Below are 16,562 nucleotides of genomic sequence, written 5' to 3'. Positions count from 1 at the left end.
CGGGCGCCGCCCTCCCCCGCTGATCGAGGAGCTCGGACCCGTCCTGGTGAGGACGGTGGGTCTCGATACGCCCCTCCGGGGCTGCTCGACCAGCATGAATCGCCGGCCCTTCGGGCCTACTCGACCAGCATGGATGCGGGGCTAGGGGGCGACGCGGCCGTTCGCGGTGAAGGCGGCGGCGGTGAGGGGCATCAGCTGCTCGAAGTGCTGCTCCATCTGCTCGGCGGCCATCTCGATCTCGCGCTGCGGGAAGGAGGGGAACGTCGAGTCCTCGCGCTTGGTGCGGAGGGAGAGGAAGTTCATCAGCGAGCGGGCGTTCAGCGTCACGTACATCGAGGAGTAGATGTTGAGCGGGAGGACGATGCGGGCGACCTCGCGGGCGACGCCCTCGCGCAGCATCCGCTGGTACGCCTCGAAGGCCTGGGTGCTGGCGCGACGGGTCTCGGCGACGACGAGCTCGGTCTGCTCCGGGGTGCCGGGCTCGAAGGAGTAGGCGCCGGGCTTGCCCACCTGGACGAGGTTGCGCTGGGGTCCGGGCACGTAGAAGACCGGGCGGAGCTCGCGGTAGCGGCCCGACTCCTCGTTGTAGGAGGCGATGCGGTGCCGCATGAACTCGCGGAAGACGAAGATCGGCGCCTGCACGTAGAAGGTCATCGAGTTGTGCTCGAAGGGCGAGCCGTGGCGGTCGCGCATCAGGTAGTTGATCAGTCCGCGGTCGCGCTTGCCTTGCAGCTCGGCGTCCGCCGACTCCTCGTCGAGGGCGGCCGAGAGGGTCTTCTCGCCCTGCGTCGAGACGCGGGCGGCGAAGAGCACGTCGGAGTCGTGGGCACTGGAGCGGACGAGCTCGACCACGACGTCGGAGCGGAAAACGGGGCTGTCGGGTTCGCTCTGCTCGGTCACGGCTTCGACGATAGAGCACGGTCCGTCGACGCAGAGCGCAATGAACGAGCGTGCAGGGCGTCCGGCGCCTAGCGTGATCGCGTGGACCCTCTCCAGATCGCGGCCGCTCTGCTGGGCCTCGTCGTGCTCGGGACCGCCCTCGGGCTGCTGCGCCGGCGCGCGGCCGGGCGTGTCCGCGCGCGGCCCGCCGCCTCCGCCGAGCGGATCGATCCGGCCGCGCTGGTCGACGGCGCGGTCCTCGGCCCGCGAGCGACGATAGTGCAGTTCTCCACCGAGTACTGCGCCCGCTGCCCGGCGGTGCACCGGATGCTCGCGGACGTCTCCGCCGGTCGCGAGGGCGTCGTGCACCTCGACGTCGACCTCACGCGCCGAGCGGACCTCGCCGATCGCTTCCGCATCCTGCAGACCCCGACCCTGCTCGTGCTCGACGCCGACGGGGTGGCCCGCAGCCGCATCGCCGGCGCTCCGGCCCGGGCCGTCGTCCTCGCCGAGCTCGACCGACTGGAGACAGCATGACCACCGCCCCGCCCGCCGGCTCCGTCGATCCGCGCGGACCGCGCTTCGCCGCCTCCGTCACCGCCGTGCTGCTGCTCGCTGCCGTGGGGCTCGGGCTCGCGGCGCCGGCGCCGGCGGACTCCGTCACCCGGCTCGTCCAGCCCGGCTTCCTGCTGCTGGCGGTCCTCGCGGCGCTGTTCGCCTGGTCGGCCGCCCGCGGTGCCGGCTCCGGGCCCTGGGCGGTCGTCTTCCGCCGGCTGATCCGGCCCCGCCTCGCGCCGCCGACGGAGTGGGAGGACGCCCGCCCGCCGCGCTTCGCCCAGCTGGTCGGACTGATCGTCACCGCCGCGGGAGTCGTCCTGCACCTCGCGGGAGTGCCGGGCGCGGTCCCGGTCGCCGCGGCGATCGCCTTCCTCGCCGCCTTCCTCAACGCGGCGTTCGGCCTCTGCCTGGGCTGCGAGCTCTACCTGCTCCTGGTGCGCGCCGGGGTCCTCGGCCGCACGGCCGGCTCCCGGGCCTGAGGCCCTAGGCTGAATCCCGCTTCGCGGGCGGCCCGCGACGGGCCTCGGGAGGCACCATGAGCGATTCGACCGCACGGCACTCGGACCAGGACGGCACCGGCAGCGCCGGCGACTCCCCCCGGCGCTCCACCCGGACCGCGGCACCGCGACCGGCGGTCCGGCCCGGCGACGTGCCGAGCCCGGCCACCGCCCCGCGCACGCAGGAGGAGCCGCCTCGGGCCCTGCGGGTGCTGATCTCGGGTGCGAGCGGGATGATCGGCTCGGAGCTCGTGCGCCAGCTGCGCGCGGACGGGCACCAGATCTTCCGCCTCGTCCGCCACGCTCCGACCAGCCCGGACGAGTTCCACTGGGCACCCGCCTCGCACATGCTCGACTTCAGCGTGCTCGACCGCGTCGACGCCGTGATCAACCTCTCGGGCGCTTCGATCAGCCGGCTGCCGTGGACGTCCTCCTACAAGCGGGAGATCCTCGACTCGCGGGTGCAGGCCACCCAGACCATCACCGACGCGATGCGGATGGCCTCCACTCCCCCATCGATCCTGCTCAACGCCTCCGCGGTCGGCTACTACGGCGACCGGCCGGGCGAGGAGCTGACCGAGGAGTCCGCGCGCGGCGAGGGGTTCCTCGCCGACGTCGTCGAGCGCTGGGAGCAGGCGGCGCTGCTCGCTCCCGAGACCGCGCGCGTCGTGACGGTGCGCACCGGGCTCGTCCTCGGGAACGGCGGCGCTCTGAAGCCGCTGCTGCCGCTGACGAAGCTGGGGTTGAGCGGCCCGCTGGGCGGGGGCCGGCAGTACTGGCCGTGGATCAGCCATTACGACGAGGCCGCCGCCATCCGGCACCTGCTGACCTCGTCGCTGTCCGGCCCGGTCAACCTCGCGGGGCCCGAGGCCGCGACGGCGAACGAGGTCATGAGCACACTGGCCGAGCTGCTGCACCGGCCCTTCAAGCTGCCGGTGCCCGAGAAGATCATCGAGCTCGCGCTGCGCGACGCCGGACACGAGCTGCTGCTCTCGAGCCAGCGGCTGGTGCCCCAGCGGCTGCTCGACGACGGCTTCGTCTTCTGCCACCGCACGGTGGCCGAGGCGCTGCAGGCGGTGCTGGCGGACTGAGCGGCGCCGCTCAGGCGGGCTGCTCGTGCTCCAGGGCGATCGAGCGGCGGATCGCCCCGCGGGCCCGCTTGCGGTCGCCGCTGGCGTCGTAGGCGAGGCCGAGCCGGTACCAGGCGCGCCAGCTCTCGGGGTTCTCGTCGACGTCGGCCGCGTAGCGCGGGAAGAGCGCGTCGGCCTCCGCGCGATCGAGCCGGCCGTTGGCGCTGGACTCGAGCACCTCGGACGGCAGGGCGTCCTCCGCCTCGAGGCGACGGGCGAGCTTCTCGGCGCGGACGCCGAACGCGACCTCGCGCACGAGGCCCCAGACGCCGACTCCGCCGAGGATGAGCAGACCGACGCCCATGACGATGCCCGGCACGGTCCCCGCGGCGAAGGCGACGAACGAGTACTGCAGGCAGACGAAGAGGTACAGCGCGAGGAGGACGGCCATCAGGCCGACGCCGATGCGGGTCCTCACGGGGTGCTCGTCGCGGCCGCGGCCTGGCCGGACGGCGCGTCGTCGCTGATCGCCGGCTCCTCGCGGACCTGCTCGGCCAGGGGCGCGGCGTCGAAGGCCGCGCGGAGGTCGATCAGCGCATCGAGGCCGACGACGACGCCGGTGGTGCTGCGGACGGCGTGGAGGGCGCGGAGGATGCCCGCCTCGTAGGACGCGGACGACGTGGTGTCGTGCCGGATGGTGACCGTCTCGCCGGTGCCGCCGAAGACGACCTCCTGGCGGGCCTCGACGCCGGGCAGCCGGAGGCTGTGCACAGGGACGCTCGCCACCTGCTGGCCGCGGGCGCGCTGGTCGGTGTGCGGCGCCTGGACGGGGCCCAGCTCGGCGCGGGCGCGCAGCAGCAGCTCGGCGGTGCGCACGGCGGTGCCGGAGGGCGAGTCGACCTTGCGGGCGCCGTGGGTCTCGATGATCTCGACCGCGTCGAAGAAGCGCGCCGCCACCGTGGAGAGCGCGGTGGCGAGGACGGAGCCGAGCGAGAAGTTGGGGATGATCACGACGCCGGCGCCGGGCTGGGCGTCGACGCTGCGGCGGAGCGCCGCGATGCGGTCGCCGGTCCAGCCGGAGGTGCCGACGAGCACCTTCCTGCCGTTGGCGACGGCGAGATCGACGATCTGCTGGCTGACCGCGGGGAGCGTCATGTCGACGACGACGTCCGCCGCGAGCATCTCGCGCGGGTCGCTGCGCGAGCCGAGCCGGGCGACGAGGTCGAACTCCTCCGAGGCCTCGAGGAGCGAGCAGGTGAGGGAGCCGAGTTTGCCGGTTGCACCGACGACGGCGACGGAGGTGGTCACCGTGCCAGCCTAACGACCGCGGCTGACGGCGGTGGATCTCGATGCGCCCGCTGCGCGGGCTGCTCGATCAGCATGAGGGGGCGACCCATGCCGGTCGAGTAGCCCCGGAGGGGCGTATCGAGACCCACCGTCGCCAGCACGGCGGATCTGCAGTCTTCTGCTCTGACGCTGGTGGATCTCGAGACGCCCGCTGCGCGGGCGTCTCGATCAGCATGCAGGCGGCGTCAGTAGGACTGGGCCTCGGGGAGGCCGGTGCGCAGCTCCACGGGGAGGTGGGCGAGGTCGTTGTGCACGACGAGGACCGGGGGCTTGCGGGAGCGGACGCGGATGATCGTGAGGCCGCAGTTGGCCTGGTTGACGCCCAGCCAGCGCCAGTCGGGCGCGTCGAAGACGTGCCGGACGAACCAGCCGATGACGAAGTTGTGGGTGATCAGCAGGTCGTGGCGGTCCTCGCGGGAGGGGGCGAGGAACTCGGCCACGGCGTCCTGCATCTGCGCGTGCCCGGCGTCGATCTCGGCGGGGGTGACGCTGCCGAAGAACGGCTCGAAGGCGCGCGGCATGTCCGGGGTCGGGCCGGAGGGGATGCAGTCGAACAGCAGCGAGGACGGCTCGATCGACAGACCCGGCAGGACCGCCCGGAACCGCGCGGCGGTCTCCTCCGCCCGGCGCAGCGGCGAGTGCCAGGCGCCGGTGAAGGGGACGCCGCCGAGCCGCTCGGCGATGAGCCGGGCCTGGCGCTCGCCCCGGGCCGACAGCGGGCCGTCGGGCATGCCGTGCTCGGCGTCCTGCTGCTCGCCGTGGCGGACGAGGTAGATGTAGTGGGACACGGAGGTCCTCCCTGGTGCGGCGCGACGGTGCGCGGTCAGCGGGCGTTCGTGGAGCGGATCAGGCCGCGGGAGTGGTCTCGATCTCGGCGATGCCGGCGAAGGTCGACTCGTCGACAGCCCCGACGGCCGAGATCGACGACGGCCCCCTGGCCAAGTCTGCCGCGAGTGCCTGGACGTCCTCCGCGCCGACGAGGGCGAGTCGGCGCAGGCTCTCGTCGAGGTCGACGAACTCGCCGAAGGTCAGCTCGGAGCGCCCGAGGCGGGACATGCGGGTGTCCGAGTCCTCGAGGGCGAGGGCCGCCGCACCGGAGAGCTGGCCGCGGGCCCGGGCCAGCTCGTCGGCGGTGACGCCGTGCTCGGCGAGCCGGGTGAACTCGGCCAGCAGCAGCTCGGCGACGGTGCCCGCCTTCGACGGCGTGCAGGCCGCGTAGAGGCCGAAGAGACCCGCATCGGAGTAGGACGGGGCGAAGGAGTAGACGGAGTAGGCGAGGCCGCGCTTCTCGCGCACCTCCTGGAAGAGGCGCGAGGACATCCCGCCGCCGAGGATCGAGTTCAGCACGCCCATCGTCATCCGGCGGTCGTCCACGGCGGCCAGCCCCGGGAAGCCGATCAGCAGATTGGCCTGCTCGGTCGGGCGGTGCGTGATCGAGAGCGGGGTGCCGCGGCGGAAGGCCGCCGAGCCGCCGACGCGGCGCTCGACCGGCGCGGACGGGGTGCTCAGGTCCCAGCCGTCGGCGGCGAGGACGCGCTCGAGCTGGGCGACGAGCACCTCGTGGTCGACCGCTCCCGCGACCGTGACGACGAGGTCGCGCGGGCGGTAGGCGGCGCGGTAGTGCGCCCAGACGGCGTCGCGGGTGGCCTCGCCGATGATCGCGGGCGTCCCGCCGATCGGGCGCCCCAGCGGGTGGTCGCCGAAGACGGCCTCGAAGAGCCGCTCGCTGGCGACGTCGGCCGGGTCGTCGTCCGCCATCGCGAGCTCCTCGAGGATGACGCCCCGCTCGGTCTCGAACTCGGCCGGGTCGAGCAGGCTCGAGGTGACCATGTCGCCGATGACCTCGACCGCCATCGGCAGGTCGCGGTCCTGCACCTTGGCGTAGTAGCAGGTGTACTCCTTGGCGGTCAGCGCGTTGTGCTCGCCGCCGACCGAGTCGAAGGCCACGGCGATGTCGAGCGCCGACCGGGTGCCCGTGCCCTTGAAGAGCAGGTGCTCGAGGAAGTGCGTGGAGCCGAAGTTGGAGGGCACGGCGGGCCGGCCGTCGACCGCGGGCAGGGCCGGCGCCTCGTCGCGCGAGCCGGCCGCGACCCAGAAGCCGATCGTCGCGCTGCGCGCTCCGGGCATCGACTCGCTCAGGATGCGGACACCGCTGGAGAGGACCGACCGGCGGACCAGCGAGCCGCCGGCGGCTCCGATGGTCGTCTCCGGCTGTTCGAGAGGGAGTGCGACGCCGTGGTTCATCCGGCACAGCCTAGGCCACCCGCCCGGGGTGATCCCTGCGCAGCCCGTCAGCGGCGGGCGCGCTCCAGGGCCGCCAGGTGGCCGTCGTCGAGCTCGAGCGAGACGGCGCGGACGAGGGCGTCGACCTCGGCCGGGGAGCGCGGGGCGACGGCGGCCGCGGTCACTCCGGGCCGGGAGAGCAGCCAGGCCAGCGCGACGGCCGCGGGGGCGGCCGAGAGCTCGGCGCCGATGGCGTCGAGGGCGACCAGCACGCGCCTGCCCCGCCGACCGATGTGGGCGGCGGCGAGAGCGCCGTCGGGGAGCCTGCCGAGCTGCCTGCGGCCGCGCGCGACGCCGTCGAGGAAGCCGTGCGCCAGCGGCGCCGTGCAGAGGAGCGAGAGGCCCTGACCGGCCGCGACCAGACCGACGTCGCCGTCTGCGCGAGAGCTCTCGAGCAGGCTGTAGGGCAGCTCGACGCCGGCGAACCGGGGGTGGCCGTGACCGGCGAGCACGCGCGCCTCGAAGAGCTCCTCAGCCGCGAAGCCCGAGGCGACGGCGGTGCCGACGAGACCGCGGGCGAGCAGCACCTCGACCGCGCTGAGCAGCTCGTCGAGCCGGCCGGCGCCGTCGGAGCGGACGGCCAGGACGTCGAGGCGCTCGGCGCCGAGCCGTCGCAGCGACTCCTCGACCCGGGTCACCAGGGCGCGCGGGGTGGCGGCCTCGGCGGGGGGCGCGCCGAAGCGGCCGAGCAGCCGGAACCGGTCGCGGTCGCGGTGACCGGCCAGCCAGCCGCCGATCCGGTCCTCCGCGGCGGCGGGAGCGGCGGTGTCGGCGACGACGACCCCGTCGCCGCCCCAGGCCGCGAAGCGCTCGAGCAGCTCGGGCCCGCCGAGGTCGTGACGAGCGAGCACGACGGCGTCGAGGACGAGCGGGAACAGGGTCTCGGCGGTGCCGCCGAGAGTGCGCTTGAGCGAGGCGGGAGCCACGACGGGACGGGTGTCCGCCAGTGGCGGACGGAGAGCGGTGCCGCGCGGACTCCGCGCGGCCGACACGGCCTTCACCCTCGCCACTCGCCCACTCCCCCGCGGCGGTCCGGGTCCGCCAGCACCGAGAGTATCCGAGCGCGGTCGGCGCCCCGCGGGGCGCTCGGGAACGCTTAACCCGATCGTTACACGGTGTTCCCCGGCGGGCTCCCGGGGGTCGCTCGCGCCGGTGCGGCGACCGCGTCCGAGTCGGTGGCGGCGGCTAGATTCGGGCCATGGAGCCCCTCACCCCGACCCCCGCGACGCCCTGGTGGACGAGCGCGGTCGTCTACCAGATCTACCCCCGCTCGTTCGCCGATTCGAACGGCGACGGGATCGGCGACCTCGGCGGCATCCGCGCGCACCTCGACCACCTCGCCGACCTCGGCGTGGACGTCGTCTGGCTGTCGCCGGTCTACCCGTCGCCGCAGCACGACAACGGCTACGACATCTCGGACTACCAGGACATCGATCCCCTGTTCGGCTCGCTCGAGGAGTTCGACCTGCTGCTCGCCGAGGCGCACGAGCGCGGGATCAAGCTGGTGATGGACCTCGTGGTGAACCACACCAGCGACGAGCACGCCTGGTTCGTGCAGTCGCGCTCCTCGCAGGAGGACGCGAAGCGCGACTGGTACTGGTGGCGCCGCGGGCGGGAGACGGCCGGGCAGGAGTCCGCGCCGATCGAGCCGGACGCCGAGCTCGAGGCGACCGCGGACGCGGGCCTCGACGTCGCCGAGCCCAACGGCTGGCGCTCCTACTTCTCCGGGCCGGCCTGGACGCTCGACCCGGCGACGGACGAGTACTTCCTGCACCTCTTCGCGGTGCAGCAGCCCGACCTCAACTGGGAGAACCCGGAGGTCCGGCACGCGGTGCACGCGATGATGAACTGGTGGCTCGACCGCGGGGTCGACGGCTTCCGGATGGACGTCATCAACCTCGTCTCGAAGGACGTCGACCAGATCGACGGCGAGGGCGGCGGCTCCGGGATCGTCGGCGGGGTCGGTCCCCGGCTGCACGAGTACCTCCGCGAGATGAACGAGGCGGTGTTCGCCGGGCGCGACGCCGCGCTGATGACGGTCGGCGAGATGCCGGGCGTCACCCTCGAGGAGGCGGTGCTCGTCACCGACCCGGAGCGGCGCGAGCTCGACATGGTCTTCCAGTTCGAGCACGTCGGGATCGACCACGGCGTCGACAAGTTCCACCCGGTCCCGCTCGATCTCGTCGCGCTGAAGGCGAATCTCGCCCGCTGGCAGGACGGGCTCGCGGAACGCGGCTGGAACAGCCTCTACCTCGGGAACCACGACCAGCCCCGGCTCGTCTCGCGCTTCGGCGACGACGGCGCCCGGCGCTACGAGTCGGCCACGCTCTGGGCGACGCTCCTGCACCTGCAGCGCGGCACGCCGTACATCTACCAGGGCGATGAGATCGGCATGACCAACGTGCCGTTCGCCGGCATCGAGGACTTCCGCGACGTCGAGTCGCTGAACTACTACGCCGAGGCGGTCGAGGAGCGCGGCGAGGACGCGGAGCAGGTGCTCGCGGGGCTCCGCGCGCAGAGCCGCGACAACGCGCGGACGCCGGTGCAGTGGGACGGCGGACCGCAGGCCGGCTTCACGACCGGCGAGCCGTGGATCCCGGTGAACCCGAACCACGTCGAGGTGAACGTGGCGGCCGACCGCGCCGCGGAGCGCTCGGTCTTCGAGTACTACCGGGCGCTGATCGCGCTGCGGCACGAGGACGAGACGGTGCGGCTCGGCCGCTTCGCCCTGCTCGAGCCGGAGCACCCGACGCTGTTCGCGTACACCCGCACCGGGGCGAGCGAGCTGCTCGTGGTCGGCAACGTGTCGGGCGAGCCGCTCGAGGTCGCGCTGCTCGAGGAGTGGGCCGGCGCCGAGACGGTGCTCGGCAACGTCGCCGGGGCGTCGGGGTCGACGCTCGGGCCGTGGGAGGCGCGGATCCTGCGTCGCTGACGCCCGGCCCGGCCGCGCCCCAGCTCTCGCGGGGCACGGCCGGGCCGTCCTTCGGCGCCGGTCAGGCGGAGGCTCGGTCGAGCTGGGCGATCTCGCTGCGGGTGATCGGCAGCGTCGCGGCGCCGAAGATCGACGCGAGCTCCTCGGCGCCGCGGGCGCGCACGATGACGGCCGAGACCTCCTGGTGCGCGAGCACCCAGGCGAGCGCGGCGGTGCCGGGGTTGCTGCCGTGCGCCTCCGCGACCTCGTCGAGCGCCGCGAGCACCTTGTTGCCGTGCCGGCCGACGTAGTCGAGCGCGGCCTCAAACATGACCGACTCGGGCTCGTCCGAGCGGTGGCGCAGCCTGCCGGTGAGGTAGCCGCTCGCGAGCGGCAGGCGCGCGAGGGTGCCGAGACCCTGGCGGAGCACCTCGGGGGCGACGTCGGCCTCGTACTGCTTGCGCTCCATCAGGTTGTACTCGGCGATCACCGCGGTGAAGGCGGGCAGTCCGAGCTCGCGGGCCGCCTCCTCCGCCTCCGCCAGGGCGGCGCCGCTGAAGTGCGCCGCGCCGAGGGCGCCGACCGAGCCGTCCGCGATGAACGGGGCGACGGCCGCGAGGCTCTCCGCGATCGGGACCTCCGGGTCCTCGCTGTCGAAGGAGAGCAGATCGATCCGGGTGCCGAGCCGCTCGAGGCTGCCCTCGATCGCGATCCGCACGTCCTCGGCGGCGAGACCGGGCGCGTCGGGGTGCCGGCCGACCTTCGTGGCGACGAGCAGCTCGTCCCGCCGGCCGCTCTGCTCGAGCCAGCGGCCGATCATGTACTCGCTGCGTCCGGTGGCGTAGTGGTCGGCGGTCGAGATCAGGGTGCCGCCGAGCTGCGCGAACGCGTCGAGCACCTCGGTGGTCTCGTCGATGCTCGCGGCCCAGCCGAAGACGGAGCCGTCGAGGGCGACCGGGTGCACGGGCAGACCGGTGGCTCCGAGGAGGCGGGGCGGAAGGGGCGTCTCCGGCGCGAGGGCCGGGGGCGTCGAGTCGGTCACGGGGTCCTCCGGTCGGGGCGGTGCGACGGCACGGTCCCGCCACCGTACCCCACGGACGACAGGCGGCCGGCCCACCGGAGGTGCGGCCGGACCCCGGGAACGACGGACGCCCGCCCCACGCGAGTGGGACGGGCGTCGGTCGCGCGGGAGGGATCAGCTCTCGGCGGGGACCTCGACGGGCGCCTCGGCGTCCTCGGCCACGACGGGCGCGAGGGACAGCTTGCCGCGGTCGTCGATCTTGGTGATCGAGACGAGCAGCTTCTGGCCGACTCCGAGGACGTCCTCGACGTTCTCGACGCGCTTGCCACCGGCGAGCTTGCGGACCTCGCTGATGTGCAGCAGGCCGTCCTTGCCGGGGAGGAGCGAGACGAACGCGCCGAAGGTCGCGATCTTGACGACGGTTCCGAGGAACTGCTCGCCGACCTCGGGGTTGGTCGGGTTCGCGATGGCGTTGACCTGGGCGCGAGCGGCCTCGGCCGACGGTCCGTCGACGGCGCCGATGTAGACGGTGCCGTCCTCCTCGATGGAGATGTCGGCGCCGGTCTCGTCCTGGATCGCGTTGATCGTCTTGCCCTTGGGGCCGATCAGCTCGCCGATCTTGTCGACGGGGATCTGGACCGAGATCACGCGGGGCGCGGTCGGGGCCATCTCGTCGGGCTGGTCGATGGCCGCCGTGAGCACCGCGAGGATCGTGGTGCGGGCGTCCTTGGCCTGCTTGAGCGCGGCGTCGAGGACCGACGACGGGATGCCGTCGAGCTTCGTGTCGAGCTGGATGGCCGTGACGTACTCGGAGGTGCCGGCGACCTTGAAGTCCATGTCGCCGAGCGCGTCCTCGGCGCCCAGGATGTCGGTCAGCGCCGCGTAGCGGGTGTGACCGTCGACCACGTCGGAGACGAGGCCCATCGCGATGCCCGCGACCGGGGCGCGCAGCGGCACACCGGCGTTGAGGAGCGACAGGGTCGACGCGCAGACGGAGCCCATCGAGGTGGAGCCGTTGGAGCTGAGCGCCTCGGACACCTGGCGGATCGCGTAGGGGAACTCCTCGCGGCTCGGCAGCACCGGCACGAGGGCGCGCTCGGCGAGGAAGCCGTGCCCGATCTCGCGACGCTTCGGCGACCCGACGCGGCCGGTCTCACCGGTCGAGTAGGGCGGGAAGTTGTAGTGGTGCAGGTAGCGCTTCTTCGTGACGGGCGACAGCGAGTCGATCTGCTGCTCCATCTTGAGCATGTTCAGCGTGGTGACGCCCAGGATCTGGGTCTCGCCGCGCTGGAAGATCGCCGAGCCGTGGACGCGCGGGATGACCTGCACCTCGGCGTCGAGCGGACGGATGTCGGCCAGGCCGCGGCCGTCGATGCGGACGCCGTCGCGGAGGATGCGGCCGCGGACGACCACCTTCGTGACGGACTTGTACGCGGCGCCGACCTGCGAGTAGGCCTCGGCGGAGAGCTGACCGGACGCGATGCGCTCGGCGATCTGCTCCTTGACCCGGGCCTTGAGCGCGTCGTCGGCGTCCTGACGCTCGACCTTGTCGGCGATCTGGTAGACGCGGACGAGCTCGTCGTAGCTGAGCTCGGCGACGTTGTCGTAGGTCTCCTGCGCGTAGGGCAGGAAGACCGGGTAGTCCTTGACCGGCTTCGCGGTCTCGGCGGCCAGCTTCGACTGCGCCTCGACGAGCGCGCGGAGGAAGGGCTTGGCGGCCTCGAGGCCCTGGGCGACGACGGCCTCGTCGGGCTTGGTGGCGCCCGCCTTGATGAGGTTCCACGAGACGTCGGTGGCCTCGGCCTCGACCATCATGATGGCGACGTCCGAGGAGCCGTCCTCGTTGGTGACGACGCGGCCCGCGACGGTGAGGTCGAAGACAGCGTTCTCGAGCTGCGAGGCCTTGGGGAAGGCGACCCACTGGTCGTTGCCGGAGCCGTCGGACATGAGCGCGAGGCGCACACCGGCGACGGGGCCCGAGAAGGGCAGGCCGGAGATCTGGGTCGAGGCGCTCGCGGCGTTGATCGCGAGGGCGTCGTAGAACTCGTCGGGCGCGATGCTGAGGACCGTGATGACGATCTGGACCTCGTTGCGCAGGCCCTCGACGAACGAGGGGCGCAGCGGCCGGTCGATCAGACGGCAGACCAGGATCGCCTCGGTGGAGGGGCGGCCCTCGCGGCGGAAGAACGAGCCGGGGATCTTGCCGGCGGCGTAGGAGCGCTCCTCGACGTCGACGGTCAGCGGGAAGAAGTCGAAGTTGTCCTTCGGGTTCTTCGACGCCGAGGTGGCCGAGAGGAGCATGGTGTCCTCGTCGAGGTACGCGGCGACCGCGCCCTGAGCCTGCTGCGCGAGGCGGCCGGTCTCGAAGCGGACGGTGCGGGTGCCGTACGAGCCGTTGTCGAGAACGGCTTCGGCGAATGTGATTTCAGGACCTTCCAAGAGGTCTGTCTCCTTAACGTCTGCAACGGCACCCCTCTGGGCGCCGGCGTTCGTCGGAGCGGCATGACGGTCAGGAATCGCACGCGATCCCACGGCAGGGCTTCGCGCCGTGCCGTCGTGTGGAGGGCGTTCGTGCTGGCCACCAGTAGAAGGGCTCCGGGTCTGCCCGATGTCGGCCGTTCTGACATCGCGAACCGGGACTCCACCACCGAGGACCAGCTTCCTGCCGGCCTGCTCCGTGGTTCGAACCCGATGACGACCGGCGGTCGCTCCCGGATTCGGAACCGGTTCATGCTATCAGTGCGGGCACCGATCGACCAGGAACCGCGGATCCGCCGCGCGGCTCCGGGCCGGGACCGCGGCCGCGCGACTACCAGATCGTGCCGGCCCCGACGGTGATCGCCGCGAGCATCAGCGCGCCGAGCACGAGGCCGACGACGGCCCGGGTGACGCCCGCGCCCCGCCGCGCGCCGCCCTTGACGAGGCCGACGACACCGAGGACGACGGCGAGCACGTCGAGCGGACCGCCGAGCAGGAGACCGATGAACAGCGGGATCGGAGTGAGGAGCACGCCGAGGATCCCGAGCACGAGCGACGCGGTCGCGGCGGCGTTGCCGACGGCGGGTGCCGCGGGCGCCAGTGGTGCGAGGTGGCCGGTCCAGGCCCGGCCGTCCCAGTAGCGCTGCGTGTTCACCTGACCGGGGTCCGGATACCAGCCGGGCGGCGGACCGGCGGGGGCGGGGCTGCCCCAGAACTCCGCCGGGGACGACGATCCCTGCGGCCGCGCGTCGTCAGCCACGGGTCTCGTGCATCAGCAGCTGAACGCGCAGGCCGCCCTTGCCCTTCACGATCCGGGCGGGGATGCGCGGCTGCTTGCCCGCCTCGGCGAGCCGGGCCAGGGCCGCCTCGACGACGTTCTCGAGACCGCGGGGCACGTAGCCGACCAGATCGCTTGGCCGGTGGTTCGCGAAGAGGCGGACCGGCATCGGCGCGTCGGTGCGCTCCTCCTCGATCGTGCGGCGCGGGATGACCGCCGTGATCTCCTCCTCGCCGAGGGCGTGCACGCGGGCCAGCTCGTCCTGGTGCGGGAGCGAGTCGGCGATGCCGAGGAGGGTGTCACCGCGCTTGGACTTGGGGCGCAGCTCGTAGTCGTAGTCGTCGAGCTTGCCCGAGCCGCGGTCGCCGGCGGGCAGGGGGTCGGAGTCGGAGCGGCCGAACGAGAAGAGCTTCATGACTCCATCATGGAGCGCCGGGGCCGCCCGTGTCGCGGCGCGCGCCCCTGCCCGGTCGCCGCAGCCCGGCCGCCGCGCTCAGGCCGCCGAGCGCAGCATCCGCGCGATCGCCACCAGCACCAGCGCGAGCACGATCGCCACGAAGCCGACGAGCACCGGGACCGCCGGGAGGACGGCGAGCGCCGCTCCGATCAGGAGCACCGGGACCGCGAGCCCGACGTAGGAGGCGAGGAACATCCCGGCGAGGACCTCGCCGCGGGTCTCGTCGGAGGCGAGCGAGCCGGCGACCCCGAGGGCCAGGCGGAAGATCAGGCCGACGCCGGCCCCGGCGATCACGCCGCCGCCGATGAAGGCGGGCAGCACGACGGCGACGGCGCCCCAGGCGACGAGGGCGAGCCCGACGGCGAGGGCCGCGGCGGAGAGGAGCAGCGCGCGGCGGACGGGCAGGCGGGCGGCGGTCAGCTGGGCGACGGCGCCGGCCGCGAAGACGCCGAACGAGACGACGCCCGCGACGAGGTGCGAGGTCTCGCCGAAGCGGCCGGCCAGGAAGGTCGGCGCGAGCGAGGTGAACAGGCCGAAGACCGCGAAGCCGGCGAACGCACCCACGGCGGCCGAGAGGAAGGTGCCGCGCGAGGCGGCGGGCACGGCGAGCCGCTGCGGCCGGTAGGCGGGCAGCTCCTCCCGGCGCTCGACGGTCTCGGGGACGAGGGCGACCGCGATCCCGAGCACGACCAGCAGCACGAGGAAGACCTCGTAGGGCACGACCAGCGGGCGGTCGACGGTCACGGCGAGGACGCCGCCGATCAGCGGGCCGAGGGCGAGACCGCCGACGTTGACGAGGGTCGAGACGGCGCGCGAGGCGCCGGGGCCCTCCTCCGGCCGGGCGATCGCGCGGAGCTCGGAGAGGTGCGCGGTCGCGGTCGCCGTCAGCGCGCCGACGCCGATGCCGGTGAGCAGCCGCGCCACGATCAGCCCGGGCACGTCGGGCCAGAGCAGGAAGACGATGCTCGCCAGCACCTCGACGAGGATCGCGGCGAGCAGGATGCGGCGCCGGCCGAGCCAGTCGCTCACGTGACCCGCCAGGAACAGGCTGGCGACCACTCCCACGGCGTAGGCCGCGAAGATCACCGTCACGACGAAGGCGGGGAAGCCGTCGCGCTGCTGGTAGATCGCGTAGAGCGGGGTCGGCACGGTGGAGAAGGCCATCACCGAGAGGAAGGCGACCGCGATCACCCAGAAGCCGAGGTGGTGCCCCAGCTCGGGGCGGCGCGAGGAGGACGAGGTGCGGGCGGCGGTGCGCTCGGCGGGGATTCCGGTGGTCAGCATGCGCCCAGAGTGCTCCTGTCGATCGTCCACGTCCAACGGAGGATCCTGGACGCATTGATCGCCGAAGCCGCACAATGAGGCATGGACGACCGCCAGCTCGCCGCCTTCGTCGCCGTCGCGGAGGAGCTCAGCTTCACCCGCGCGGCGGCCCGTCTCTACGTCGTGCAGTCCACCCTGTCGGCGACGATCCGCGCGCTGGAGCAGGACCTCGGGGCGCCGCTGTTCACCCGGTCGACGCGGCGCGTCGCGCTCACCGCCGTCGGCGAGGCGCTGCTGCCGTCGGCGCGCGCGGCGATCGACAGCGTCGACCGGATGCGCTCGCTCGCCGCGGAGGACGCGGCGGGGCTGCGCGGCCGGGTCCGGGTCGGCACCTTCTCCGCGCTCGACATCCTCGATCTGCCGGGCGCCCTCGGTGCGTTCCGGCGCCGGCATCCGCTCGTCGACCTGCTGCTGCGCACCTCGCCGAGCGGATCGACGGGGCTGGCGGAGGACCTCCGCCGCGGCCGGCTCGACGTGGCGCTGCTCGCCCTGCCGGTGGCCGAGCTGGAGGACCTCGCCGTGACGACCGTCGTCCGGGACGGCTACGTGCTGCTGATCGACAGCGCCGATCCGCTGGCGCGGCTGGCGCGGCCCTCCCCCGCGGACCTCGACGGCGCCGCGTTCATCGACACCCCGGCCGGCTTCGGCAACCGCGTCAGCGTCGACCGGGCCTTCCGCGCGGCCGGAGCGACGCGGCGGGTCGCCACCGAGGTCGCCGACCTGCCCGCGATCCCGCGCTTCGTCCAGGCCGGTCTCGGGCCGGCGGTGGTCCCGCGCTCGGGCATCGCACCGCTGGCCGGGGTGACCGCGATCGAGCTGGACTGGCCCGGACTGGTGTGGGAGGTCTCGGTCTGCAGTCCGCCGCACGCGTCCGCGGCCGTGCAGGCGCTCGTCGCCCTGCTGGCCGAGCGGGCCGAGCCGGTCTGAGCACGGCGCGCTCGAGCCGTCCGCTCGCGCGCG

16 protein-coding genes are annotated in these 16,562 nt (G+C 73.5%); 5 read left to right on the top strand and 11 right to left on the bottom strand.

Annotated elements, in window-relative coordinates; translation table 11 throughout:
- Window positions 1-141: 141 nt before the first annotated feature.
- Entirely contained in the window at window positions 142-900 is a 759-nt protein-coding gene (gene thyX / locus HRK28_RS13520; RefSeq protein WP_160090268.1) for an FAD-dependent thymidylate synthase, read from the bottom strand.
- A gap of 81 nt (window positions 901-981) precedes the next feature.
- On the opposite strand from thyX, the gene HRK28_RS13515 reads away from it, so the two are divergent.
- From HRK28_RS13515 to HRK28_RS13505, 3 genes are read left to right on the top strand one after another with little or no spacing between them, the layout of a single operon-like run.
- Window positions 982-1,416: a thioredoxin family protein gene (locus tag HRK28_RS13515; RefSeq protein WP_160090269.1), complete on the top strand. Its 435-nt coding sequence runs from the start codon at window positions 982-984 to the stop codon at window positions 1,414-1,416.
- Window positions 1,413-1,916 (top strand): DUF4395 domain-containing protein, encoded by a 504-nt coding sequence (locus HRK28_RS13510; RefSeq protein ID WP_173251922.1) that lies wholly within the window; start codon window positions 1,413-1,415, stop codon window positions 1,914-1,916. The genes HRK28_RS13515 and HRK28_RS13510 overlap by 4 nt, the downstream gene beginning before the upstream one ends.
- Window positions 1,917-1,972: 56 nt before the next feature.
- Window positions 1,973-3,025, top strand: a complete 1,053-nt coding sequence (locus HRK28_RS13505; protein WP_173251921.1) for a TIGR01777 family oxidoreductase — start codon at window positions 1,973-1,975, stop codon at window positions 3,023-3,025.
- Window positions 3,026-3,035: 10 nt separating this feature from the next.
- Here HRK28_RS13505 and HRK28_RS13500 read toward each other — a convergent pair whose 3' ends face one another.
- The 5 genes from HRK28_RS13500 to HRK28_RS13480 form a co-directional block, all read right to left on the bottom strand.
- Window positions 3,036-3,482 carry a hypothetical protein gene (locus HRK28_RS13500; RefSeq protein WP_173251920.1) on the bottom strand — a complete coding sequence of 149 codons (447 nt, stop codon included), beginning with the start codon at window positions 3,480-3,482 and terminating at the stop codon, window positions 3,036-3,038.
- Window positions 3,479-4,312 carry a 4-hydroxy-tetrahydrodipicolinate reductase gene (gene dapB, locus HRK28_RS13495; protein WP_173251919.1) on the bottom strand — a complete coding sequence of 278 codons (834 nt, stop codon included), beginning with the start codon at window positions 4,310-4,312 and terminating at the stop codon, window positions 3,479-3,481. Before dapB ends, HRK28_RS13500 begins: the two co-directional genes overlap by 4 nt.
- Window positions 4,313-4,536: 224 nt before the next feature.
- The gene (locus HRK28_RS13490; RefSeq protein ID WP_160090274.1) at window positions 4,537-5,139 is read right to left on the bottom strand and encodes a histidine phosphatase family protein; all 603 of its coding nucleotides are present in this window, start codon (window positions 5,137-5,139) and stop codon (window positions 4,537-4,539) included.
- Window positions 5,140-5,197: 58 nt separating this feature from the next.
- The gene (locus tag HRK28_RS13485; RefSeq protein ID WP_173251918.1) at window positions 5,198-6,595 is read right to left on the bottom strand and encodes a pitrilysin family protein; all 1,398 of its coding nucleotides are present in this window, start codon (window positions 6,593-6,595) and stop codon (window positions 5,198-5,200) included.
- 47 nt (window positions 6,596-6,642) lie between these two features.
- Window positions 6,643-7,560, bottom strand: coding sequence for an aldo/keto reductase (locus HRK28_RS13480; protein WP_160090276.1), 918 nt, complete (start codon window positions 7,558-7,560; stop codon window positions 6,643-6,645).
- Between the two features lie 272 nt (window positions 7,561-7,832).
- Here HRK28_RS13480 and HRK28_RS13475 point away from each other — a divergent pair, with 272 nt between their 5' ends.
- A complete protein-coding gene (locus tag HRK28_RS13475; protein ID WP_160090277.1) occupies window positions 7,833-9,566 on the top strand; it encodes an alpha-glucosidase in 1,734 nt (577 codons plus the stop codon).
- A gap of 61 nt (window positions 9,567-9,627) precedes the next feature.
- On the opposite strand, the gene HRK28_RS13470 is transcribed toward HRK28_RS13475, so the two are convergent.
- The 5 genes from HRK28_RS13470 to HRK28_RS13450 all read right to left on the bottom strand — a co-directional run bounded on the left by HRK28_RS13470 (window position 9,628) and on the right by HRK28_RS13450 (window position 15,563).
- Window positions 9,628-10,587, bottom strand: coding sequence for an aldo/keto reductase (locus tag HRK28_RS13470; RefSeq protein ID WP_160090278.1), 960 nt, complete (start codon window positions 10,585-10,587; stop codon window positions 9,628-9,630).
- A gap of 153 nt (window positions 10,588-10,740) precedes the next feature.
- Window positions 10,741-13,005 carry a polyribonucleotide nucleotidyltransferase gene (locus tag HRK28_RS13465; RefSeq protein ID WP_160090279.1) on the bottom strand — a complete coding sequence of 755 codons (2,265 nt, stop codon included), beginning with the start codon at window positions 13,003-13,005 and terminating at the stop codon, window positions 10,741-10,743.
- Between the two features lie 370 nt (window positions 13,006-13,375).
- Entirely contained in the window at window positions 13,376-13,804 is a 429-nt protein-coding gene (locus HRK28_RS19785) for a DUF2510 domain-containing protein (protein WP_208543668.1), read from the bottom strand.
- A complete protein-coding gene (locus tag HRK28_RS13455) occupies window positions 13,797-14,237 on the bottom strand; it encodes a hypothetical protein (RefSeq protein ID WP_173251917.1) in 441 nt (146 codons plus the stop codon). The genes HRK28_RS19785 and HRK28_RS13455 overlap by 8 nt, the downstream gene beginning before the upstream one ends.
- Before the next feature lie 78 nt (window positions 14,238-14,315).
- Complete coding sequence (locus HRK28_RS13450) at window positions 14,316-15,563, bottom strand: MFS transporter (protein WP_173251916.1); 1,248 nt, start codon at window positions 15,561-15,563, stop codon at window positions 14,316-14,318.
- A gap of 81 nt (window positions 15,564-15,644) precedes the next feature.
- On the opposite strand from HRK28_RS13450, the gene HRK28_RS13445 reads away from it, so the two are divergent.
- Window positions 15,645-16,529: a LysR family transcriptional regulator gene (locus HRK28_RS13445; protein WP_160090282.1), complete on the top strand. Its 885-nt coding sequence runs from the start codon at window positions 15,645-15,647 to the stop codon at window positions 16,527-16,529.
- Window positions 16,530-16,562 lie beyond the last annotated feature (33 nt).

Origin of the sequence: Rathayibacter sp. VKM Ac-2835 (assembly GCF_013266705.1) — a bacterium.
Classification (GTDB): Bacteria; Actinomycetota; Actinomycetes; order Actinomycetales; family Microbacteriaceae; genus Rathayibacter.
The sequence above is the reverse complement of the archived record's forward strand: the minus strand, read 5'-3'. Positions and strand labels throughout refer to the sequence as shown.